Source organism: [Mycobacterium] manitobense, assembly GCF_025821665.1.
GTDB lineage: Bacteria > Actinomycetota > Actinomycetes > Mycobacteriales > Mycobacteriaceae > Mycobacterium > Mycobacterium arseniciresistens.
This window is the reverse complement of sequence record NZ_JACKSJ010000145.1, coordinates 1-21526: the sequence shown is the minus strand read 5'-3', so window position 1 is coordinate 21526 and position 21526 is coordinate 1. Positions and strand designations below refer to the sequence as shown.

The 21526-nt window shown below is 69.9% G+C and carries 21 protein-coding genes; 5 read left to right on the top strand and 16 right to left on the bottom strand.

Features of this window, described 5'->3' with window-relative positions; all coding sequences use genetic code 11:
- Positions 1–2: 2 nt before the first annotated feature.
- The 10 genes from ppc to uvrC all read right to left on the bottom strand — a co-directional run bounded on the left by ppc (position 3) and on the right by uvrC (position 12114).
- A complete protein-coding gene (ppc, locus tag H7I41_RS17200) occupies positions 3–2819 on the bottom strand; it encodes a phosphoenolpyruvate carboxylase (RefSeq protein ID WP_264013813.1) in 2817 nt (938 codons plus the stop codon).
- 75 nt (positions 2820–2894) lie between these two features.
- Positions 2895–3128, bottom strand: coding sequence for a preprotein translocase subunit SecG (gene secG, locus H7I41_RS17195; protein WP_264013812.1), 234 nt, complete (start codon positions 3126–3128; stop codon positions 2895–2897).
- 45 nt (positions 3129–3173) lie between these two features.
- The gene (tpiA, locus tag H7I41_RS17190; protein WP_264013811.1) at positions 3174–3959 is read right to left on the bottom strand and encodes a triose-phosphate isomerase; all 786 of its coding nucleotides are present in this window, start codon (positions 3957–3959) and stop codon (positions 3174–3176) included.
- Positions 3956–5176 (bottom strand): phosphoglycerate kinase, encoded by a 1221-nt coding sequence (locus H7I41_RS17185; protein ID WP_264013810.1) that lies wholly within the window; start codon positions 5174–5176, stop codon positions 3956–3958. The genes tpiA and H7I41_RS17185 overlap by 4 nt, the downstream gene beginning before the upstream one ends.
- A gap of 5 nt (positions 5177–5181) precedes the next feature.
- Positions 5182–6201, bottom strand: coding sequence for a type I glyceraldehyde-3-phosphate dehydrogenase (gene gap, locus H7I41_RS17180; protein ID WP_264013809.1), 1020 nt, complete (start codon positions 6199–6201; stop codon positions 5182–5184).
- Between the two features lie 79 nt (positions 6202–6280).
- Entirely contained in the window at positions 6281–7006 is a 726-nt protein-coding gene (locus tag H7I41_RS17175) for an ABC transporter substrate-binding protein (protein WP_264013808.1), read from the bottom strand.
- Between the two features lie 152 nt (positions 7007–7158).
- Positions 7159–8136: a DNA-binding protein WhiA gene (whiA, locus tag H7I41_RS17170; protein WP_264013881.1), complete on the bottom strand. Its 978-nt coding sequence runs from the start codon at positions 8134–8136 to the stop codon at positions 7159–7161.
- The gene (gene yvcK, locus H7I41_RS17165; protein WP_264013807.1) at positions 8133–9158 is read right to left on the bottom strand and encodes a uridine diphosphate-N-acetylglucosamine-binding protein YvcK; all 1026 of its coding nucleotides are present in this window, start codon (positions 9156–9158) and stop codon (positions 8133–8135) included. Before yvcK ends, whiA begins: the two co-directional genes overlap by 4 nt.
- A complete protein-coding gene (gene rapZ, locus H7I41_RS17160) occupies positions 9155–10069 on the bottom strand; it encodes an RNase adapter RapZ (RefSeq protein ID WP_264013806.1) in 915 nt (304 codons plus the stop codon). Before rapZ ends, yvcK begins: the two co-directional genes overlap by 4 nt.
- 11 nt (positions 10070–10080) lie before the next feature.
- Positions 10081–12114 (bottom strand): excinuclease ABC subunit UvrC, encoded by a 2034-nt coding sequence (uvrC, locus tag H7I41_RS17155; protein ID WP_264013805.1) that lies wholly within the window; start codon positions 12112–12114, stop codon positions 10081–10083.
- A gap of 50 nt (positions 12115–12164) precedes the next feature.
- Here uvrC and ggt point away from each other — a divergent pair, with 50 nt between their 5' ends.
- Both ggt and H7I41_RS17145 read left to right on the top strand, forming a co-directional pair.
- Entirely contained in the window at positions 12165–14129 is a 1965-nt protein-coding gene (gene ggt / locus H7I41_RS17150) for a gamma-glutamyltransferase (protein ID WP_372503761.1), read from the top strand.
- Between the two features lie 61 nt (positions 14130–14190).
- Positions 14191–14661, top strand: a complete 471-nt coding sequence (locus tag H7I41_RS17145) for a GNAT family N-acetyltransferase (RefSeq protein WP_264013804.1) — start codon at positions 14191–14193, stop codon at positions 14659–14661.
- Here H7I41_RS17145 and H7I41_RS17140 read toward each other — a convergent pair.
- From H7I41_RS17140 to H7I41_RS17125, 4 genes are all read right to left on the bottom strand, one after another.
- Positions 14648–15115 (bottom strand): PH domain-containing protein, encoded by a 468-nt coding sequence (locus H7I41_RS17140; RefSeq protein ID WP_264013803.1) that lies wholly within the window; start codon positions 15113–15115, stop codon positions 14648–14650. The two genes, H7I41_RS17145 and H7I41_RS17140, sit on opposite strands and share 14 nt — an antisense overlap.
- Positions 15112–15591 carry a 6,7-dimethyl-8-ribityllumazine synthase gene (ribH, locus tag H7I41_RS17135; RefSeq protein ID WP_264013802.1) on the bottom strand — a complete coding sequence of 160 codons (480 nt, stop codon included), beginning with the start codon at positions 15589–15591 and terminating at the stop codon, positions 15112–15114. The genes H7I41_RS17140 and ribH overlap by 4 nt, the downstream gene beginning before the upstream one ends.
- The gene (locus H7I41_RS17130) at positions 15588–16919 is read right to left on the bottom strand and encodes a bifunctional 3,4-dihydroxy-2-butanone-4-phosphate synthase/GTP cyclohydrolase II (protein ID WP_264013801.1); all 1332 of its coding nucleotides are present in this window, start codon (positions 16917–16919) and stop codon (positions 15588–15590) included. Before H7I41_RS17130 ends, ribH begins: the two co-directional genes overlap by 4 nt.
- A gap of 100 nt (positions 16920–17019) precedes the next feature.
- Entirely contained in the window at positions 17020–17619 is a 600-nt protein-coding gene (locus H7I41_RS17125; protein ID WP_264013800.1) for a riboflavin synthase, read from the bottom strand.
- Between the two features lie 87 nt (positions 17620–17706).
- On the opposite strand from H7I41_RS17125, the gene H7I41_RS17120 reads away from it, so the two are divergent.
- Both H7I41_RS17120 and H7I41_RS17115 read left to right on the top strand, forming a co-directional pair.
- Positions 17707–18420, top strand: a complete 714-nt coding sequence (locus H7I41_RS17120; protein WP_264013799.1) for an LppX_LprAFG lipoprotein — start codon at positions 17707–17709, stop codon at positions 18418–18420.
- A complete protein-coding gene (locus tag H7I41_RS17115) occupies positions 18420–20096 on the top strand; it encodes an MFS transporter (RefSeq protein ID WP_276009011.1) in 1677 nt (558 codons plus the stop codon). The genes H7I41_RS17120 and H7I41_RS17115 overlap by 1 nt, the downstream gene beginning before the upstream one ends.
- Positions 20097–20098: 2 nt before the next feature.
- On the opposite strand, the gene H7I41_RS17110 is transcribed toward H7I41_RS17115, so the two are convergent.
- Entirely contained in the window at positions 20099–20251 is a 153-nt protein-coding gene (locus H7I41_RS17110) for a hypothetical protein (RefSeq protein WP_264013798.1), read from the bottom strand.
- A gap of 188 nt (positions 20252–20439) precedes the next feature.
- Here H7I41_RS17110 and H7I41_RS17105 point away from each other — a divergent pair, with 188 nt between their 5' ends.
- Positions 20440–20868, top strand: coding sequence for an ester cyclase (locus tag H7I41_RS17105; RefSeq protein WP_264013797.1), 429 nt, complete (start codon positions 20440–20442; stop codon positions 20866–20868).
- On the opposite strand, the gene H7I41_RS17100 is transcribed toward H7I41_RS17105, so the two are convergent.
- On the bottom strand, positions 20865–21526 hold a 662-nt coding region (locus H7I41_RS17100; RefSeq protein ID WP_264013796.1), incomplete at its 5' end, for a RibD family protein. The genes H7I41_RS17105 and H7I41_RS17100 overlap by 4 nt on opposite strands.

The following is a 21526-nucleotide window of genomic DNA, read 5'->3' as shown; positions in this document are numbered from 1 at the left end:
CGTCAACCGCTGTTGCGCAGCGCGGTGGCCAGCCCGCTCATCGTCAGCAGGATGCCGCGCTGCACGAGTTCGTCGTCGTCTCCGGACCGGTACCGCCGCAACAGTTCCACCTGCAGGTGGTTCAGCGGTTCCAGGTAGGGGAACCGGTTGAACACCGAACGGGCCAGCGCCGGGTTGTCCGCGAGCAGGTCGTCGTGTCCAGTGATCAGCCCGAGCATCCGGATGGTGCGGTCGTGCTCGGCGACGATCTTGTCGAACACCCGCGCCCGTAGCTCGGAGTCCTCGACGAGCTCCGAATAACGGGCTGCCAGACCGAGATCGGCCTTGGCCAGCACCTGCGCCATGTTCGACAGCACTGTGGCGAAGAACGGCCACCGCCGGTAGAGGTCCTGCAGCACACCGAGGCGGTCCTCCTCGTGCTCGGGGTCCTCGGTGATGAATTGCTCGAAGGCCGATCCGGTGCCGTACCAGCCCGGCAGCATCACGCGGGACTGGCTCCACGCCAGCACCCAGGGGATCGCGCGCAAGTCGGAGATCGACGTGGTGGGCTTGCGGGAAGCGGGCCTGCTGCCGATGTTGAGCGCCCCGATCTCGCTGACCGGGGTGGACGCCTTGAAGTAGTCGACGAAACCCGGCGTCTCGTGCACGAGTTCGGAGTAGGCCCGTTGCGCGCGGGCGGCCAGGTCATCGAGCACCTCGTAGGCGGGTTCGGCGGCGTCGCCGAGCCCCTCGACGTCGAGCAGCGTCGACTCGAGCGTCGCGGCGACCAGGGTCTCCAGATTGCGGTGCGCGATGCGGGGTTCGGCGTACTTCGCCGCAATCACCTCGCCCTGTTCGGTGATGCGCAGGGACCCGTTCACCGCCCCCGGCGGCTGCGCCAGGATCGCGTCGTAGCTCGGGCCGCCGCCGCGGCCGACGGTGCCGCCGCGACCGTGGAACAGCCGCAACCGGATTCCGGTCTTGCGCGCCGACTCCACCAGGTCGAGCTCGGCGCGGTACAGCGCCCAGTTCGCCGCCAGGTACCCGCCGTCCTTGTTGGAGTCGGAATAGCCGAGCATGACCTCCTGGTGGTCGTCGCGCGCGGTCACCACCGCGCGGTACAGCGGCAGTTCCAGGGCCGCCTCCAGGATCGAGGCGCCCCGCTGCAGGTCGTCGATGGTCTCGAACAGCGGCACGATGCCGACGGGCGCGTACACCTGCGCCCCCTCGTCTCCGCCGACCACGCTGAGCAGGCCCACCTCTTTGAGCAGCAGCGCGGCCTCCAGCATGTCCGACACCGACTGGCACATCGAGATGATGTAGTTCGGCACTGCCTGCGGGCCGTACACGTGCACCGCGCGAGCGGCGGCCGCGACGATGTCGAGCTCCTTGCGCGCCAGCTCCGAGAGGTCGGCCCCGTCGCGGGTCAGCGGCCTGCGGGTGGCCAGCTCGGCCGCCAGCAGCTCGACGCGCTCCGGTTCGGACAGCCGTGCGTAGTCCTGGTGTACCCCGGCCCATGCCAGCAGCTCGGCGACCACTTCCTCGTGCACGTCGGAGTTCTGCCGCATGTCCAGGCCGGACAGGTGGAAACCGAAGACCCGCACCGCTTCCCGTAGCCGGGCCAGCCGGTCGTCGGCGAGCACCGCCGAGCCGTTGGACCGCAGCGAGGCGTCGACGACATCCAGGTCGGCCGACAGCTCGGCGGGCGTGCCGTACCGCTGCAGGCCGAGGTCGAGTTCGTGTTCGGGCTGGCGGTCCAGGATGTCGGCCGCGGTGGCGGTCAGCCGGCCGTGCACGACGCGCAGCGCACGACGGTACGGTTCGTCGGCGCGGGCCGCCTCGTGACAGGAGTCGGCCAGCGCGGCGAGCTCGTCGCTGATGCCGACCAGCCGGGCGGACATGGACAGCTCCTGCTCGAGCGCGGTGAGTTCGGTGAAGTAGTGCGCCAATGCTGTGTAGGCGGCGCTCGACGTCGCCAGGCGGACCACCTCGGCGGTGACGTTCGGATTGCCGTCGCGGTCACCGCCGATCCACGAACCCGGCCGCAGGATCGGTTCGGTGAGCAGTTGCGCGTCCGGCCAGCGCGCCTGCAGCGCGCTCCGCACCTCGGCGTTGACCTGCGGGATGACGTCGAAGAACGCCGACGCGTAATACCGCAGCCCGGTCTCGATCTCGTCCTGGATCTTCAGCCGCGACAGCCGGATGAGCGCGGTCTGCCACAGCGTGAGGATGTGGCGGCGCAGTTCGTGTTCGATGTCCCGGCCGGTGTCGGTGACGCTGTGGCCGTGCAGGCGCAGCCGCATCAGCTCCGTGATCCGGTGCTGGGTGTCGAACACTGTCCGGCGCCGGGTCTCCGTCGGATGCGCGGTGATCACCGGGGCGACGAGGGCTCCGCTCAGCGCGTCGGCGACGGTGGCGGAGTCCAGTTCGGCCGCATCGAGTTTGAGGTAGGTGGCGGCCAGGCTGCTGTTCTGTGGCGGTTTACCGGCCGCGACGTGGACCGCCCGCCTGCGCTCGCGGTGGATGTCCTCGGCGACGTTGGCGAGCAGCGCGAAGTGGGTGAAGGCGCGGATGACGGGGATCGCCCGGCGCACGTCGATGCCGTCGAACAGATCGGCCAGCTCCGCGCGGTCGATCTCGGAGCGGCGGACCCGGAACGATCCGACCCGGGCGCGCTCGACGAGGTCGAAGACGTCCTCGCCGTTCTGCTCGCGCACCGTGTCGCCCAGCAGCGTGCCGAGCAGCCGGATGTCCTCGCGCATCGGTTCGGTGGCCTCGCGGCCGCCCTGGGTGCGCCGCACGGACCCGATCGGGGCGAGCGCGGTGTCGGACTCACTCATCGGTCCAGTATCGGTCGCCGGCACCGGCGCCGCATCGTGAGAGCCGGTCACGCGACCGGCGTCACCCTCGACTGGCTAGGCGTACTTGATCTGCAGGCCGACGCCGATGATCGACACGAGCCAGATGCCGACGACGAACAGCGTCAGGCGGTCGAGGTTCTTCTCGACGACGGTGGAGCCGGACAGGCTGGACTGCACGCCGCCACCGAACAGGGTGGACAGACCGCCGCCCTTGGCGCGATGCAGCAGCACCAGGAGCACGACCAGCAGGCTGGTCACGATCAGGATGATCTGCAGGGCCATTTCCATGGCGGCCAGACTACAGGTCGCCGCCGGTCAGTCGCGAATTGCCCGTCAGGGCAGCGGGCCGCCCGCGGCGATCGCCGACAGCGTGGCGAACTGCTCGCCGTCCAGCGACGCCCCGCCGACCAGGGCGCCGTCCACGTCGGCCTGTCCGACGATCTCACCGACGTTCTTGGCGTTCACCGAGCCGCCGTACAGCACGCGGACGCCCGCGGCCACCTGCGGAGACGCCAGACTGCCCAGCTCGTCACGGATGGCCTTGCAGACCTCCTGCGCGTCGGCCGCGCTGGCGACCCTGCCGGTGCCGATCGCCCACACCGGTTCGTAGGCGATGACCGCCTGGCCGATCTGCTCCGACGTCAGCCCGGCCAGCGAACCGCGCAGCTGTTCGACGTTGTGCGTGACGTGGTTGCCCGCCTCGCGGACGTCCAGATGCTCGCCGATGCAGATGATCGGGGTGATGCCGTGCCGGAACGCGGCCGACGCCTTCGCCGCGACCAGCGCGTCGTCCTCGTTATGGTAGGTGCGCCGCTCGGAGTGCCCCACCACCGCGAAGCTGCAGCCCAGCTTGGCCAGGAAGGCGCCGCTGATCTCACCGGTGTAGGCCCCGGAGTCGTGCTGGGAGACGTCCTGCGCACCGTAGGTGAGCCGCAGCTTGTCGCCGTCGACCAGGGTCTGCACACTGCGCAGGTCGGTGAACGGCGGGATGACGGTGACGTCGACCTTGTCGAAGTACTTGTCGGGCAACGAGAATGCGATCTTCTGCACCAGCGCGATGGCCTCGAAGTGGTTGAGGTTCATCTTCCAGTTGCCCGCGATGAGCGGCTTACGGCTCACTGATCACCCTCCAGAACCTCGATGCCCGGCAGCGTCTTGCCCTCCAGATACTCCAGTGACGCGCCGCCGCCGGTGGAGATATGGGAGAACCCGTCCTCGGCGAGACCGAGCTGGCGCACGGCCGCCGCGCTGTCGCCGCCGCCGACGACGCTGAACGCGCCCTTGCCGGTGGCCCCGATGATCGCCTCGGCGACGCCCTTGGTGCCCGCCGAGAACGCCGGGAACTCGAAGACGCCCATCGGCCCGTTCCAGAAGATGGTCCTGGCGTTCGACAGCAGGGCGGTGAACCGCTTCACCGACTCGGGGCCGATGTCCAGGCCCATCTTGCCGTCCGGGATCTTGTCGGCGGCAACGGTTTCCGCCGGCGAGTCGGCGGCGAACTTCTCCGCCACCACGATGTCGACCGGCAGGTGGATGACGTCGCCGTAGGTGTCGAGCAGCTTGCGGCAGGTGTCGATCATGCTCTCCTCGAGCAGCGAATCGCCCACCGAGACGCCCTGGGAGGCGAGGAACGTGAAGCACATGCCGCCACCGATCACCAGGCTGTCGGCCTTGGTGGCCAGCGACTCGATCACCGCGAGCTTGTCCGACACCTTCGACCCGCCCAGCACCACGGCGTAGGGCCGGTCGGTGGAACTGGTGAGCTGCTCGAGCACCTTGACCTCGGTGGCCACCAGGTTGCCCGCATAGTGCGGAAGCAGCGTGGCGACGTCGTACACCGAGGCCTGCTTGCGGTGCACCACACCGAAGCCGTCGGACACGAAGGCGCCGTCGTCACCGACGAGTTCGACCAGCGCCTTGGCGAGCTTCGCCCGCTCAGCGTCGTTCTTGCTGGTCTCCCGCGCGTCGAAGCGGATGTTCTCCAGCAGCAGCACATCGCCGTCGGTGAGTCCCTCGGACCGTGCGAGCGCGTCCGAGCCGACCACGTCGCCGGCCAGCTGGACATGCCTGCCCAGCTGATCGCTGAGCGCCTTGGCCACCGGCGCCAGCGAGTACTTCGGATCCGGGCCGTCCTTGGGCCGGCCGAGGTGGGCGGTGACGACGACCTTGGCTCCCGCGTCGGACAGCGCCTTGAGCGTGGACACCGACGCGGTGATGCGGCCCGGGTCGGTGATGTTGCCGTCGTCGTCCAGCGGGACGTTGAGGTCGGAGCGCACCAGGACGCCCCGACCCTCGACGCCGTCGTTCAGCAGATCGTCGAGCGTTCTGACGGCCATCGCGACTAGAGGGACTTGCCGACGAGCGCGACCAGATCGACCAGGCGGTTGGAGTAGCCCCACTCGTTGTCGTACCAGGAGACGACCTTGGCCTGGTTGTCGATGACCTTGGTCAGGCCCGAGTCGAACAGCGAGCTGTGCGGGTCGGTGACGATGTCGCTGGACACGATCGGGGCGTCGTAGTACTTGAGGATGCCCTTGAGCGGCCCGTCGGCGGCGGCCTTGAACGCGGCGTTGATCTCGTCGACGGTGCCCGGCTTGTTCAGCTCCGCGGTGAGGTCGGTGACCGAGCCGGTGGGGATCGGCACCCGCAGCGCGTAGCCGTCGAGCTTGCCCTTCAGTTCGGGCAGCACCAGGCCGATGGCCTTGGCGGCGCCGGTCGAGGTGGGCACGATGTTGATGGCGGCGGCGCGGGCCCGGCGCAGGTCCTTATGCGGGCCGTCCTGCAGGTTCTGGTCCTGGGTGTAGGCGTGGATCGTCGTCATCAGGCCCTTGACGATGCCGAACTCGTCGTTGAGCACCTTGGCCAGCGGGCCGAGGCAGTTCGTGGTGCACGACGCGTTGGAGATGATGTTCTGGCTGCCGTCGTACTTGTCGTCGTTGACGCCGAGCACGATGGTGATGTCCTCGTCGCTGGCCGGCGCCGAGATGATGACCTTCTTGGCGCCCGCGTCGAGGTGGCCCTGCGCCTTGTCGCGCTTGGTGAAGATGCCGGTGGACTCGACGACGACGTCGACGCCCAGGTCGCCCCACGGCAGGGCCGACGGGCCCTCCTTGATGGACAGACCCTTGAGCTTGTGTCCGCCGACGATGATCTCTTCGCCGTCGACCTCGACGTCGTAGGGCAGCCGACCGAGGATCGAGTCGAACTTCAGCAAGTGCGCGAGCGTCTCGTTGTCGGTGAGGTCGTTGACGGCCACGATCTCTATGTCGGTGTTCTTGCCCTCGTGCTTCTGGGCGTCCAGCGCGCGGAAGAAGTTTCGCCCGATGCGGCCGAAGCCGTTGACGCCTACCCGGATGGTCACGTGGTTCTCCTCTTGATCGCCTCTGGTGTGGTACTCGAAGGCCAGCCTAATGGGGCGGCCGATGGGCCGCGCGGGCTGGTCAGTGCAGCGCCAGGCGCTGGTCGGCGTACGGATTGCCGAGCCATTTGCGGCGGATTCCCTGCAGGGTGCCATCGGCCTCGAGTTCGGCCTGCGCGACGGTGATCCGGCCGAGCAGCCGCTGGTCGCCGGCGGCCACGGCGATCGCGATCTCGTCCGTGGTCAGTCCCTTCTGGACGACCTCGACCCCGCGGACGTGCTTGACCAGTTCGGTCAGCACGGGAGCCAGCTTCATGAAGGCGTCGCAGCCACCGGTGGTCAGGTCGGCCAGTGCGGTCTTGATGTCGCCGTATTCGTAACGCTTCACCGCGGCGGCCCTGCCCTCCTCGACGAGGCGCTGGGCGATCGGCTCGCTGGTGTTGCCCTGCTGCACGCCGATGGTCAGCCCGTCGAGGTCGTCGACGGAACGCACCCGCGGCAGCCGTGCGGTGTCGACCGCGAGGGCCTGCCCGCTGATCAGGTAGGGCGGCGCGAAGGCCGCCCTGGCCTCACGCTCGGGTGTGACCGTCGTGCCCGCGGCGACGCAGTCGAACTCCCCGGCGGCGAGCGCGTCGAAGATGCCGTCGAAGTCGGCGCCCTCGTAGCCGACGAACTCGACGGTGTCGCCGAGGTGCTCGGCGACCGCGGTCATGAGGTCGATGTCGAGGCCCGCGGGACGGCCGTCGTCGCCGGCCATGCCGTTGAACGGTGGATCGGGAAAGGCCACGCCGACCCGTAGATTGCCCATGCCGCCACGGTAACGAAGTCGCACCATCCGCGAGCGCACGGTTGTTAGCGTCGCCACTCGGCGTTCCCGTGCAACATCCGTGCACTCGGCGACGGCGGTAGCCAGCAAAGACCCGCGCGCCGAATCCGTGCGCTCGGCGGCAAGGGCGTGGGCTAAGCGTCCTCGAGCAGGTCGGGCGTCACCGCGGACTCGGTGTCGGGAATGCCGTCCTGCTTGGCCTTCCGGTCGGCCATCGAAAGCAAGCGTCGGATCCGGCCTGCCACAGCGTCTTTCGTCATGGGCGGGTCGGCCAACCGGCCGAGTTCCTCGAGCGAGGCCTGCCGGTGCTCCACCCGCAACCGGCCTGCCGCCGACAGGTGGTCCGGCACGGTGTCACCCAAGATGTGCAACGCCCGCTCCACCCGGGCGGCCGCCGCGACCGCCGCGCGTGCCGAGCGCCGCAGGTTCGCGTCGTCGAAGTTGGCCAGCCGGTTCGCGGTAGCGCGGACCTCGCGCCGCATCCGGCGCTCCTCCCACGTCAACCGGGTGTCCTGAGCGCCCATCCGGGTCAGCAGCGCACCGATGGCCTCGCCGTCGCGCACCACCACCCGGTCGCTGCCCCGAACCTCGCGCGCCTTCGCGCTCACCCCCAGCCGGCGGGCCGCACCGACCAGCGCCAGCGCCGCCTCGGGACCCGGGCAGCTCACCTCGAGCGCCGAGGAGCGACCCGGCTCGGTCAGCGATCCGTGCGCGAGAAACGCACCGCGCCAAGCGGCTTCGGCGTCGCCGACGCTGCCGCCGACCACCTGGGCCGGAAGTCCGCGCACCGGGCGGCCACGGAGGTCCAGCAGGCCTGTCTGTCTGGCCAGAGCCTCGCCGTCCTTGGCCACCCGCACCACGTACCGGGTGCCCTTGCGGATCCCGCTGGCCGACAGCACGTGCACCACCGCGTTGTAGCCGTACAGGTCGTGGATGTCCTTGCGGAGACGGCGGGCGATGATGCCCAGGTCGACCTCGGCCTCGACGACCACCCGCCCCGACACGATGTGCAGCCCACCGGCGAAGCGCAGCAGGGCGGCCACCTCGGCGCGGCGAGCGCTCACCGAGTTGACCACCAACCGGCTCAGCTCGTCCTTGACCTCGGCTGTCATCGCCACGGGTCGTCACCTCTCGGTCTGTTCACGGTCGGTGTGGGCACCGTCGGCATCTGCACATCGGGGGCCGGGGCCACCCCTCGCAAGCGGACACCCTCCAGTGCCGCGGCCAGTTTCGCCGGGTCATGTAAAGGTGTACCAGGTCTACACACGTCAGCAAACTCCACGCGGGCCTCGAGGATGGTGGCGGTGCGGCTCAGTTGCTCACGCTCGCGGTCGCTCGGCACCCGGGTGGCGTCGACGATGATGTCGTGCGCGGTGAAGTCCGGCGCGTGCTGGGCGAGCACGTGGATGTGCCGCTCCACCGAGAAGCCGGCGGTCTCCCCCGGCTCGGCCGCGAGGTTGAGCACCAGCGCCCGCCTGGCGGAGGTGGCGCGCAGCGCAGCCGCCAGTTCCGGCACCAGCACATGCGGGATGACGCTGGTGAACCACGAGCCCGGGCCCAGCACCACCAGATCGGCGCTCATGATCGCGTCCACCGCCTGCCGGGTCGCCGGCGGGTCACCCGGCAGCAACCGGACCCGGCGCACCTTGCCGACCGTCGTCGCGATCGCCACCTGACCGCGGATCACCCGGCTCATCCGCGGATCGGACTCCAGGCCCGCGACGTCGGCCTCGATCTGCAGTGCGATCGGGCACATCGGCAGCACCCGGCCCTTCAGTCCGAGCACCCGGCCCAGCTCGTCGAGCGCGGCGACCGGATCGGCGAGCACCTCGCTCAGCCCGGCCAGCATCAGGTTGCCGATCGGATGGCCGGCCAGCGCGCCACTGCCGCCGAACCGGTGCTGGATGATCGTCGCCCACAGCCGTCCCTGCGGTGTGTCGGATGCCAACGCCGCCAACGCCATCCGCAGATCGCCTGGCGGAACCACGTCCAGTTCGCTGCGCAGCCGCCCCGACGATCCGCCGTCGTCGGCGACCGTGACCACCGCGGTGACGTGATGGCTGAGGCGGCGTGCCGCGGACAGCGTCGCATACAGGCCGTGCCCACCGCCGAGCGCGACGATCCGCGGGCTCATTCGCGCCCCAGATCCCGGTGCAGCACCCGCACCGTCAGCCCGTCACCGCCTTGCAGCCGCCCGGCCAGCGCCTCGGCCATCGCGACGCTGCGATGCTTGCCGCCCGTACATCCGATGGCGACCGTCATGTAGCGCTTTCCCTCCCGGCGGTAGCCCTCGATCACGACGTCCAGCAACCGATGGTAGGTGTCGAGGAACTCGGCGGCGCCCGGCTGCCCGAGCACGTAGTCGCGCACCGCCTCGTGCTGGCCGGTGTGCGGACGCAGGTCGTCGACCCAGTGCGGATTCGGCAGGAACCGCACGTCCATCACCGTGTCGGCATCCATCGGCAGGCCGTATTTGTACCCGAACGACTCGACCGTGACGCTCGTGTGGGCGACGGTCTCGCCACCGAACGCCCGCTCGATGCTCTCGCGCAGCGCGGGCACCGACAGCTTCGAGGTGTCGATCACCAGGTCGGCCGTCGCGCGCACCGCGGCCAGCAGCGCCCGTTCGGCGGCGATGCCCTCGGCCAGCGTCTGGTTGCCCTGCAGCGGATGGCTGCGGCGGTTCTGTTCGTAGCGCCGCACCAGGATGTCGTCGGACGCCTCGAGGAACAGCACCCGCGGTCTGATGTTGCGGGTCGCCAGATCGCTGCGCACCCAGTCAAGGTCGCCGGTGAAACCACGCGACCGGACGTCCATCACCACGGCCAGCTGCGTGATGCGGGAACCGGCGGCCAGCCCCAGCTCGACCATCCGGGCGATCAGCTCCGGCGGCAGGTTGTCGGCGACGTACCAGCCGAGGTCCTCGAGCACCTTGGCCGCCGTTCCGCGACCCGCCCCGGACAGCCCGGTCACCAGCACGACGTCGATGCCCGATTCCCCGCCCGACTCGTGAACCACCCCGTCGTCCTGCAGTTGTCCGCTCATTCCTGACTCTGTCATCCCGATGCCCTGGCCTGATCATCCTCGACAACGGCTGTGGGCACAGCGGAATCGGCCGCCGCGCCGCCGAGCGCCTCCAGCACCGCCTTCGCCGTCGCCGCGCCGATCCCCGGCACCGCGGTGATCTCCTCGACGGTGGCCTCCTTCAGCTTGGCCACCGAACCGAAGTGGGTCACGAGCGCCTTGCGCCGGTGTTCGCCCAGCCCACGCACCGAGTCGAGCGCCGACGCCGTCATCCGCTTGGACCGCTTGCTGCGGTGATAGGCGATGGCGAACCGGTGCGCCTCGTCGCGGACGCGCTGCAGCAGATACAGCCCCTCGCTGTTGCGCGGGAAGATCACCGGGTCGGGTTCCGCGGGCACCCACACCTCCTCCAGCCGCTTGGCCAGCCCGACGACGGCGACGTCGGTGACCCCGAGTTCGTCGAGCACCGCCTGTGCGGCGTTGACCTGAGGCGCGCCGCCGTCGACGACGAACAGGTTCGGCGGGTAGGCGAAGCGCCGCGGCCTGGCCGTGCCCGCGGCGTCGGTCGCCTCCGTCACGTCCGGCGCGTCCGGGGTCTCCGTCGGGGGCCGGGTGTCGTGCAGATGGCGGTAGAAGCGCCGCCGGGTGACCTCGGCGATGGAGGCCACGTCGTCGGAGCGGCCCTCCCCGGCGGCCTCCCGGATCGCGTAGTGGCGGTAGTCGGACTTGCGCGGCAGCCCGTCCTCGAACACCACCAGCGAGGCCACCACGTCGGTGCCCTGGACGTGGCTGATGTCGACGCACTCGATGCGCAGCGGTGCGTCGGCGAGCCCGAGGGTGTCCTGGATGCTCTGCAGCGCAGCGCTTCTCGCCGTGAAGTCGCCGGCTCGTTTCAACTTGTGCTGTGCCAGCGCGTCCATCGCGTTGCGTCTCACGGTCTCGGCCAGCGCCCGCTTGTCACCACGCTGGGGCACCCGCAGCGACACCCGCGACCCGCGCAGCCCCGACAGCCATTCCGCCAGTTCGTCGGCGTTGTCCGGCAGGCACGGCACCAGCACCTGACGGGGCACCGGGTTGGTCGCCTCGTCCTTGCCGCCGTCGCCGGCCACGCCCAGCTCCGCCTGGTCGCCGTAGAACTGGGTGAGGAACTGTTCGACCAACCGCTCCTCGCCGGATTCGCCGGGGTCGCCGGACTTCTCGACGATCCAGCCGCGCTGGCCGCGCACCCGCCCGCCGCGGACGTGGAAGACCTGTACCGCCGCCTCGAGCTCGTCGTCGGCGAAGGCCACCAGGTCGGCGTCGGTGCCGTCACCGAACACGACGGTCTGCTTCTCGAGCGCCCGCTTCAGCGCGCCGATGTTGTCCCGTAACCGCGCCGCGCGTTCGAAGTCCAACTGCCCGGCGGCCTCGGCCATCTGCTGTTCCATGTCACGGGCCAGCCGGTCGGTCTTGCCCGCCAGGAAGTCGCAGAAGTCCAGCACGATCCGGCGGTGTTCGTCGGCGCTGACCCGGCCGACGCACGGCGCCGAGCACTTGTCGATGTAGCCGAGCAGGCAGGGCCGGTCGATCTGCTTGTGCCGCTTGAACACTCCGGCCGAGCAGGTGCGCGACGGGAACACCCGGGTGAGCAGGTCGAGGGTCTCCCGGATCGCCCAGGCGTGCGAGTACGGACCGAAGTACCGCACCCCCTTGCGCCGCGGGCCCCGGTAGACCATAAGCCGCGGGTACTCCTCGTTCAGCGTGACCGCCAGCACCGGGTAGGACTTGTCGTCGCGGTAGCGGATGTTGAACCGCGGATCGAACTCCTTGATCCAGAGGTACTCCAGCTGCAGCGCCTCGACCTCGGTGGTGACCACCGTCCACTCGACCTTGGCCGCGGTCGTCACCATCTGCCTGGTGCGCGGCGCCAGGCCGGCGATGTCGGCGAAGTAGGAGTTCAGCCTGCTGCGCAGGCTCTTGGCCTTGCCGACATAGATCACCCGGCCGTGCGGGTCGCGGAAGCGGTAGACACCCGGTTCGACGGGTATCGACCCGGGCGCGGGTCGGTACGTCGCTGGATCGGGCACGGTTTCCAGGTTACTGCCGCAAGCACCTGTGACTCCGCTAACGTCGAGGCGTGCGCATCCCGGTATGCCCGCAGAAGCTCGCGGCCCTGTTGGCGGCTGTCGGACTGGTGGTCGCCGGCTGCGGCGGCGACGAGGAGTCCCCGCCCACCCCCGCGGCGAGCCCGTGCGAGATCGTGTCCAACGGCACACCGGCGCCCAAGACGCCGACCGCCGCACCCGACGCTCCCACCTCGCGGAATCTCGGCACCAATCCCGAGGTGGCGACGGGCTACCGCAAGGACATGACGGCCGTGAACACGGCGCGCTATGCGGTCGCAACGGCGAATCCGCTGGCCACCCAAGAGGCATGCCGGGTGCTGCGCGACGGTGGCACCGCCGCCGACGCGCTGGTCACCGCGCAGGCGGTGCTGGGCCTGGTCGAACCTCAGGCATCCGGCATCGGCGGCGGCGGCTTCCTGCTGTACTTCGACGCCGCGTCGGGCAAGGTGCAGGCCTACGACGGACGTGAGGTGGCCCCGGCCGCCGCGACCGAGAACTACCTGCGCTGGATCTCCGACACCGACCGCACCGAGCCGAAGCCGGACGCGAGGGCGTCGGGTCGTTCCATCGGTGTGCCCGGCATCGTGCGGATGCTCGAGGACGCCCACCGGGAGCACGGCAAGTCCACCTGGCGCGACCTGTTCCAGCCCGCGGTGGGGCTGGCCGACCGCGGTTTCGACATCAGTCCCCGGCTGGCCGCGGCCATCGCGGACGTCGCCAAGGAGTTGCGGGTCGACCCCGAGGCCGCCGCCTACTTCCTCAACGCCGACGGCAGCCCCAAGACCGCGGGCACCCGGCTGACGAACCCGGCATACGCCAAGACCCTCGGCGCGCTGGCGACCAACGGGGCGCAGGCGTTCTACACCGGGCCGATCGCCCAGGCGATCGTGGAATCCGCCGCGGACACCGCGGGCGGCCGCACCCCCAGCCTGATGACGGTGCAGGACCTGGCCGGCTACACGGTGAAGATGCGTGAGCCGCTGTGCAAGTCGTACCGCGGCCGGGAGGTGTGCGGGATGCCGCCGCCGTCCTCGGGTGGCATCGCGGTGCTGGCCACCCTCGGCATGCTGGAGCGCTTCTCGATGGGCGACCACAAGCCCACCGACCTCGACCTCAACGGCGGCCGGCCGTCGGTGATGGGTGTCCACCTCATCTCCGAGGCCGAACGGCTGGCCTACGCCGATCGCGACAAGTACGTCGCCGACACCGAATTCGTCCCGCTGCCGGGCGGCACCCCGGACACCCTGCTCAACAGCGACTACCTCGCCGGGCGTGCGGCGCTGATCTCCGAGCAGCGGACGATGGGCACCGCCAAGCCGGGCGCGTTCGGCCCACCGACCTCGCCGGTGCCGCCGACACCGGAACACGGCACCAGCCAGATCAGCGTGGTCGACTCCTTCGGCAACGCCGCATCGCTGACCACCACCGTGGAGTCGGCGTTCGGCTCGTTCCACATGGTCGACGGCTTCATCCTCAACAACCAGCTCACCGACTTCTCGGCGGAGCCCGCCGGACCGGACGGTGCGCCGGTCGCCAACCGGATCCAGCCCGGCAAGCGGCCGCGCAGCACGATGGCGCCGACACTGGTGTTCGGCGAGGGCGGTGGCGCGCCGGGGGCACGGGGGCCGTTGTACGCCGTGCTCGGCTCCCCCGGCGGCTCGGTGATCATCCAGTTCGTCGTGAAGACCGTCGTCGGCATGACCGACTGGGGGCTCGATCCGCAGCAGGCGGTCGGAATGGTCGACTTCGGGGCCGCGAACACGCCGAAAACCAATGTGGGCGGCGAACATCCAAACATCAACACCGCCAACGACGGCGACGACGACCCGCTCGTGCAGGGTCTGCGCAAACTCGGCCACGACGTCGACCTGGCCGACCAGTCGAGTGGGTTGTCCGCGATCGTGCGGGACCAGTCCGGCCTGACCGGCGGCGCCGATCCGCGTCGCGAAGGGCTGGTGATGGGCGACGCGCGGTGAGCAGGAGCGCCGGGGGTACCGCCCGCCCGGAGGGTAGGGGGCCGACTCGAGGTGTGCTCCGGTGACGACCGCCAGGGTCACCCGCCTCGCCGAATCCGATTGGCGCACGTTCGCCGTCATCCGGTTGCGGGCGCTCACCGACTCACTGGGTTCCGACGACCCGCAGTTCGTCAACGAGTCCGCGTTCACCGCGGCGCAGTGGCGGCGCCGGCTGCGTGACCACGCACAGTTCGCCGCATTCGTCGACGACCGTCCGGTCGGGCTGATCGGCGCGCAGAAGGAGAGCATCGACACCGTGTACCTGTACTCCTTATGGCTCGATCCCGAGGCACGCGGACACGGTCTGGCCCGGCCGCTGGTCGAGGCCGCCGTGGACTGGGCGAGCAGGCAGGGCGCCCGGACGGTGACGCTGCGGGTGGCCGCCGACAACTCGGTGGCCCGCAGCGTCTACGAGAGCCTGGGATTCACTGTGAAGTCGGTGACTGCGGAGGGGACGCGTCCCGAGTTCGCGATGGCGCTCAGCGTGACGTGATGTCGGGCCGGTGGCGCGCCAGCGCGGCACGCACCTGGTCCATCGCGTCGACGGCGCGCCCCTTGTCGATCGCCTGGATGGCCATGACGGGGATGTACTCGTCGTCCGGCAGGTCGATCCGGGCCCACCGGGCGCCCACCGGGAACGACACACCCACCACGTCGGACCACGGAATGAGCTTGTACGTCAACAGATTCCGCACCGCCAGGCCCGACGCACCGACACGGAGCCGGGGCCTGGCGAAGAGCAGCACCACGCCGCCGATCACGACGCCGAGCAGGGCGATCGCCACCTGGTCGGCGGTCTGGAAGATCACCCCGGTCGAGCGGACCTTGAGCAGCAGGCCCACGGTGACGTGCGCGGCGACGATGATCACGGCCGCCGCGTAGGCGAAGTACGGCGTGAGATGGGGCCGCACCTCGAGCTCGACGTCGTTGCCGGAGGCGTCGCTCATGACCCGCGCAGCTCACGCAGGGTCAGCGCGGTCGACAGCGCCGCCGCGGCGGCCTGGGCGCCCTTGTCCTCGATCGAGGACGGCAGGCCCGCGCGGTCGAGGGCCTGGTCCTCGGTGTTGACGGTCAGCACCCCGTTGGCGACCGGGGTGGACGCGTCGAGCGACACCCGGGTCAGGCCCTGGGTCACCGCATCGCAGACGTAATCGAAATGCGGTGTCTGGCCGCGGATCACCACGCCGAGCGCCACCACCGCGTCGTGGCCTGCGGCCAAAGCCTGTGCCACCACCGGTATCTCGATGGCCCCGAGAACACGCACCACCGTGGGGTCGTCGATGCCGGCTTCGGACGCGACCTTGCGGGCGCCGTCGAGCAGGGCGTCACAGATCTGCTGGTGCCAGGTGCTGGCGACGATCGCCAGCTTGATGTCCGACGCGTCGAGCTCCGGCAGGTCCGGGACCCCGGCCGCCGGGCTCACCGGGCGCCGCCGGAGTCGCGCGGATCGCCGGCCGGGCGGCGGTCGCCGAGCAGGTAGACCGCCTCGTCGTAGCCGTCCATCGTGTGCGCCTCTTCGAAGTCGTCCAGGCCGATCAGGTCGTGGCCCATGCGGTCGCGTTTGGTCATCAGGTAACGGATGTTCTCGGAGTTGGCCCGCACCGGCAACGGCACCCGCTCGATGATGTGCAGCCCGTACCCGTCGAGGCCGACGCGCTTGGCGGGATTGTTGGTCAGCAGCCGCATCGACCGCACACCCAGATCGACGAGGATCTGCGCCCCGATGCCGTAGTCCCTCGCGTCGGCGGGCAGGCCCAGCTTGAGGTTCGCGTCGACGGTGTCGTCGCCGGCGTCCTGCAGCTGATAGGCCTGCAGCTTGTGCATCAGGCCGATGCCGCGTCCCTCGTGGCCCCGCATGTACAGCACGATGCCGCGGCCCTCGCGGGCCACCATCGCCATGGCGGCGTCCAGTTGCGGCCCGCAGTCGCAGCGCCGGGAGCCGAACACGTCACCGGTCAGGCACTCCGAGTGCACACGGACCAGCACGTCGTGGCCGTCGCCATGCGGGCCGGCCACGTCGCCGCGCACCAGCGCCACGTGTTCGACGTCCTCGTAGATGCTGGTGTAGCCGACGGCGCGGAACTCGCCGTGCCGGGTGGGGATGCGGGCCTCGGCGATGCGGACGATGTGCTTCTCGTGCTTGCGCCGCCACTCGATCAGGTCGGCGATCGAGATCAGCGCGAGTTCGTGCTCGTCGGCGAAGACCCTCAGCTCGTCGGTCTGCGCCATCGCGCCCTCGTCCTTCTGGCTGACGATCTCGCAGATCGCCCCCGCGGGCTGCAGCCCCGCCAGCCTCGCCAGATCGACCGCGGCCTCGGTGTGCCCGGGCCGGCGCAGCACGCCACCGTCCTTGGCGCGCAGCGGCACCACGTGGCCCGGCTTGGTGAAGTCCTCGGCCACGGCACCGGGGTCTGCGAGTGCGCGCATCGTCGTCGCCCGGTCGGAGGCCGAGATACCGGTTCCGACACCAACTTTCGCGTCCACGGTGACCGTGTAGGCGGTGCCGTGCTTGTCCTGGTTGACCGCGTACATCGGCAGCAGGCCGAGCCGGTCGCACACCTCGCCGCTCAGCGGCACGCACAGGTAGCCCGAGGTGTAGCGGACCATGAACGCGACGAGTTCGGGGGTGGCCTTCTCGGCGGCGAAGATCAGGTCGCCTTCGTTCTCGCGGTCCTCGTCGTCGATGACGACCACGGCCTTACCCGCCGCTATGTCGGCGATCGCCCGTTCGACAGAGTCGAGCCTGGTCATCTGCTGCCACCTTCACCGGATCCGAGACCTCGGTCGGTCGATTCGGTGACCGGGTCCACACCATCAGTATGAACCACTCGCAGACGGCGATTATTGCCAGCTAGCCCGCCGTGGGACCCATCAGTCGCTCGACGTACTTGGCGATGATGTCGACCTCGAGGTTGACCGGGTCACCGATGGCCGCGGAGCCCAGCGTCGTCAATTCCCGGGTGGTGGGGATCAACGAGACCTCGAACCAGTCGTCTCCCAGGCCCGACACGGTCAGCGACACACCGTTGACGGTGATGGACCCCTTCTCGACGACGTAGCGGGACAGCGACGCGGGCAGGTCGATCCGCATCACCTCCCAGTGCTCGAACGGTGTGCGCGCAATCACATGGCCGGTGCCGTCGACGTGGCCCTGCACGATGTGCCCGCCGAGCCGGCTGTTGACCGCCGCAGCACGCTCCAGGTTGACCCGGCTGCCTTCGGCGATGTCGCGCAGGCTCGACCGGTTGAGGGTCTCGCCCATCACGTCGGTCGAGAACGATCCGTCGGCCAGCACGTCGACCACCGTCAGGCAGACGCCGTTGACGGCGATCGAGTCGCCGTGACCGGCGTCCGACGTGACGACCGGACCGCGGATGACCAGCCGGGCGGCGTCACCGAGGTCCTGTTTGTCGACGACCTCGCCCACCTCTTCGACGATTCCTGTGAACACGACGACCAGCCTATTCCGGCGTGCCGGCGGATCGCCGGTGCGGGCGGCGAACTCGTCGGCGCGAAGCGAACCTCTACGATGCAAGTCATGCGTCTGCGCCCACGCCATTCCCTGCATGCCTTCATCGCAATCCTTTTCGCCACCGCGTTGGTGGTGACCGGCTGTTCGTCGTCGCCGGAGCAGTCGAGCGAGCCGCTGCCCGACGCGGCCACCTTGCTGCAGGACTCCGCGAAGACCACCCGGGAGCTGCAGAGTGCGCACCTGAAGCTCTCGACGACAGGTGAGATCCCGGAGCTGCCGATCGAGACCCTGGAAGGCGACCTGACCAACACGCCCGCGGTCGCCGCGCAGGGCACCACCAACCTCGCTCTCATGGGTCAGCGGCTCGAAGGTGTGCAGTTCTCCGTCGTCGACGGCACCCTGTACGCCGCGCTCACGCCGGGCAGCGGTCTGCAGGACTTCGGTCCGGCCGCCGACATCTTCGACGTCTCGGCGATCCTCGACCCGAACCGCGGACTGGCCAACCTGCTGGCCAACTTCACCGACGCCAAGGCCGATGGTCGCGAGAACATCGCGGGCGCCGACACCGTGCGGGTGACCGGCACGGTCAGCGCGGAGGCCGTCAACTCGATCGCCCCGCAGCTCGGCGCCACCGGCCCCGTGCCCGCCACGGCGTGGATCGCCGAGAACGACAAGAAAGAACTGGTGCAGGCACAGCTGCAACCCAAGGACGGCGTGAGCATCACCATGACGTTCACCGACTGGGGTAAGCCGGTCACCGTCACCAAGCCCGCGGTGTGATGACTTCTCCCTCAGTGGAAGCCACGCCGAAGACAACGGTGCGCAGCCGCGGCATCGCGCTGAGCGCGGGCAGCCTCGCGGTGCTGCTTGGCGCGCTCGACACCTACGTCGTGATCACCATCATTCGCGACATCATGATGGACGTCGGGATCGCGATCAATCAGATCCAGCGGGTCACGCCGATCATCACCTGGTACCTGCTGGGTTACATCGCCGCGATGCCGCTGCTCGGGCGCGCGTCGGACCGATTCGGCCGCAAAATGATGCTGCAGGTCAGCCTCGCCGGGTTCGCGATCGGCTCGGTGATCACCGCGATGTCGACCGACCTCGTGCTGATGGTCGTCGGCCGAACCATCCAGGGCGCCGCCAGCGGCGCACTGCTGCCGGTCACCCTCGCCCTGGCCGCCGATCTGTGGGCAAGCCGCCAACGCGCTGCCGTGCTCGGCGGGGTGGGCGCCGCCCAGGAACTCGGCGCTGTGTTGGGCCCGGTGTACGGCATCGCCATGGTCTGGGCGTTCCACCACTGGCAGGCGGTGTTCTGGGTCAACGTGCCGCTGGCGGTCATCGCGATGGTGATGATCCACTTCAGCCTGCCCGGGCGCCGACAGACCGACGAGCCGCAGAGGGTCGACGTGGTCGGCGGCGTGCTGCTCGCCGTCGCGCTCGGCCTGGTGGTCATCGGGCTGTACAACCCCGCGCCGGACGGCAAGAAGATCCTCCCCGACTACGGTGCGCCGCTGCTGATCGCCGCCGCGGTGGTCACCGTCGGCTTCTTCGTCTGGGAGCGGTTCGCCCGCACCCGCCTGATCGAACCCGCGGGGGTGCGGTTCCGGCCGTTCCTCGCCGCGCTCGGGGCGTCCCTCACGGCGGGCGCAGCGCTGATGGTGACGCTGGTCAACGTCGAACTGTTCGGGCAGGGCGTCCTCGGCCAGTCCCAGAACGAGGCCGCGTTCCTGCTGCTTCGATTCCTCATCGCGCTCCCGGTCGGCGCACTGCTGGGCGGGTGGATCGCCAGCCGGGTCGGTGACCGGATGGTCGCGTTCGCCGGCCTGGTGATCGCCGCCGGCGGGTTCTTCCTGATCTCGAAGTGGCCGGTGGACCTGTTCGCGGCGCGCCACGACCTCGGATTCGTGTCGCTGCCGGTGCTCGACACCGATCTCGCGATCGCCGGCATCGGACTGGGCCTGGTGATCGGCCCGCTGACCTCGGCGACGCTGCGGGTGGTGCCGGCAGCCCAGCACGGCATCGCGTCGGCCGCGGTGGTGGTGGCGCGCATGATCGGCATGCTCGTCGGCATCGCCGCGCTGTCGGCGTGGGGCCTGTACCGGTTCAATAAGGCCCTGGCTCAGCGCCTGGAGGAGCTGCCGCAGCCCGTCGTGAGCTCGCCAAGAGAGCAGGCGCTCGCCCAGGCCACCCGTTACACCCAGGCGACGCTCGAGGCGTACGTGATGCAGTTCCAGGACATCTTCCTCGCGACGGCCGTGGTCTGCATCGTCGGCGCGCTGCTGGGTCTGCTGATCGCGGGCCGCCACGAACACGCCGACGAACTGGCCGAACCGGAGTCCGCGCCACCCGCCGATCAGCCGGTGTCAGCGCCACCCGCCGACGAGCCCGTGCTCAGCGACCGGGCCGCCGCCGGCGCGGAGCGGCAGCTGGGCCGACACCGGGCCGACTGACGTCAGCAGCGCTCGAGGCCGGGGCGCAACAGCGTCGGCTCGCTGCGGTCCTCCTTTTTGCCAGGAAGGACGCTGCGGAGGGGCGCGAAGACGAAGGTCTTCACAGATTGCGGGGTCACGGTGGGAATACTGAGCCAGTCCTGCAGTGCAGTCACGCTCAAGTCCTTTGCTCGGGGTCACCAGCGCGTGGGTCGTCGGTGACAGCGCTCTGGTACGAGTGTACCGAGAGTGGCACCTCATTTGTTTGCCGTGGCTGCGCGTCGAGGGCGAGATAGCCCACAGTCGGTGTGGAAGCGGGCCGCCTGCTGGTGAACCTTTTCGAGCGCCCACCCGTCGACAAGACGTGACGAACTCGACCGCGGCCCTGGCCGCTGATGTGATGGACGCCCTCAACACCCGGCAGCTGGACCGCCTCCACGACCTGGTCACCGACGACTTCATCGACCACGGCTCTCCGGTGCCGCTGCCGCCGGGCCCCGACGGGTACATCGCGATCCTCACATTCGTCACGGAGGTGCTCGGCGTCCGCTACGAGGTCCACGACGTCGTGGAATCCGGCGACACCGTCGCGATCCGGGCCACCGCGCACGGTGTCAACGCGGTGTCGCCGGAGGGCGTGATGGCCACCGGCAGGCCGTTCGCCATGAAGACGGCGCACTTCTTCCGATCGCGGGGCGGTCGGTTGTGCGAGCACTGGGGCATCCGCGACGAACTCGACGTGCTGTATCAGGTCGGTGCGCTGACTCCGCCCGCCCGCTTGGCGGTCGACTAGGCCGGGATCAGGCTCACCAGCAGGTCCGATCCGATGGCGTCCATGCCGTCGAACCGCCAGCGTCGGGCTGCGGCGATGGTCGGCACACCGACGTCGTCGACCGCGGTGATCGGCCCGCCGAGCAGGATCGGCGCCATGTACGCCAGGATCCGGTCGACCACGCCTGCCCGCACGAACGCGCCTGCCAGCGTCGGTCCGCCTTCGACGAGCACGTCGGTGCGGTCGGTCAGCGCCCGTATCACCTCGTGCGGGTCGTGGGTGCGGATCACCATGGTCCTCGAGTCGTCGTTGAGCACCCTCGCCTCCGAGGAGATCTCGCGCTGCCCCACGACGACGCGCAGCGGTTGCCGGTCGGCGAGACTGCCGTCGGGCCTGCGGGCGGTCAGCGTGGGATCGTCGGCGAACACGGTGCCGGTGCCCACCACGATGGCATCCGCCCGGGCCCGCCTGCGGTGCACGTCGGCGCGGGCGGCCTCGCCGGTGATCCACTGGCTGGTGCCGTCGGCCGCGGCGCTGCGGCCGTCGACGCTGGCGGCGAACTTCCACGTCACGTGCGGGCGGCCGGTGCGCTGCTTGTGCAGCCACTCCCGCAGCGGTCCACCGGAGACGACGTCGGCGAGCACCCCGGTCGCGACGTCGACGCCCGCCGCGGCTAGCC

Coding starts and splice junctions, on each gene's coding strand:
- ppc (WP_264013813.1), bottom strand. CDS start 2,819: ATGAGTGAGTCCGACACCGCGCTCGCCCCGATCGGGTCCGTGCGGCGC.
- secG (WP_264013812.1), bottom strand. CDS start 3,128: ATGGAAATGGCCCTGCAGATCATCCTGATCGTGACCAGCCTGCTGGTC.
- H7I41_RS17185 (WP_264013810.1), bottom strand. CDS start 5,176: ATGGCCGTCAGAACGCTCGACGATCTGCTGAACGACGGCGTCGAGGGT.
- H7I41_RS17175 (WP_264013808.1), bottom strand. CDS start 7,006: ATGGGCAATCTACGGGTCGGCGTGGCCTTTCCCGATCCACCGTTCAAC.
- whiA (WP_264013881.1), bottom strand. CDS start 8,136: ATGACAGCCGAGGTCAAGGACGAGCTGAGCCGGTTGGTGGTCAACTCG.
- yvcK (WP_264013807.1), bottom strand. CDS start 9,158: ATGAGCCCGCGGATCGTCGCGCTCGGCGGTGGGCACGGCCTGTATGCG.
- rapZ (WP_264013806.1), bottom strand. CDS start 10,069: ATGAGCGGACAACTGCAGGACGACGGGGTGGTTCACGAGTCGGGCGGG.
- H7I41_RS17140 (WP_264013803.1), bottom strand. CDS start 15,115: ATGAGCGACGCCTCCGGCAACGACGTCGAGCTCGAGGTGCGGCCCCAT.
- H7I41_RS17130 (WP_264013801.1), bottom strand. CDS start 16,919: ATGACCAGGCTCGACTCTGTCGAACGGGCGATCGCCGACATAGCGGCG.
- H7I41_RS17120 (WP_264013799.1), top strand. CDS start 17,707: ATGCGTCTGCGCCCACGCCATTCCCTGCATGCCTTCATCGCAATCCTT.
- H7I41_RS17115 (WP_276009011.1), top strand. CDS start 18,420: ATGACTTCTCCCTCAGTGGAAGCCACGCCGAAGACAACGGTGCGCAGC.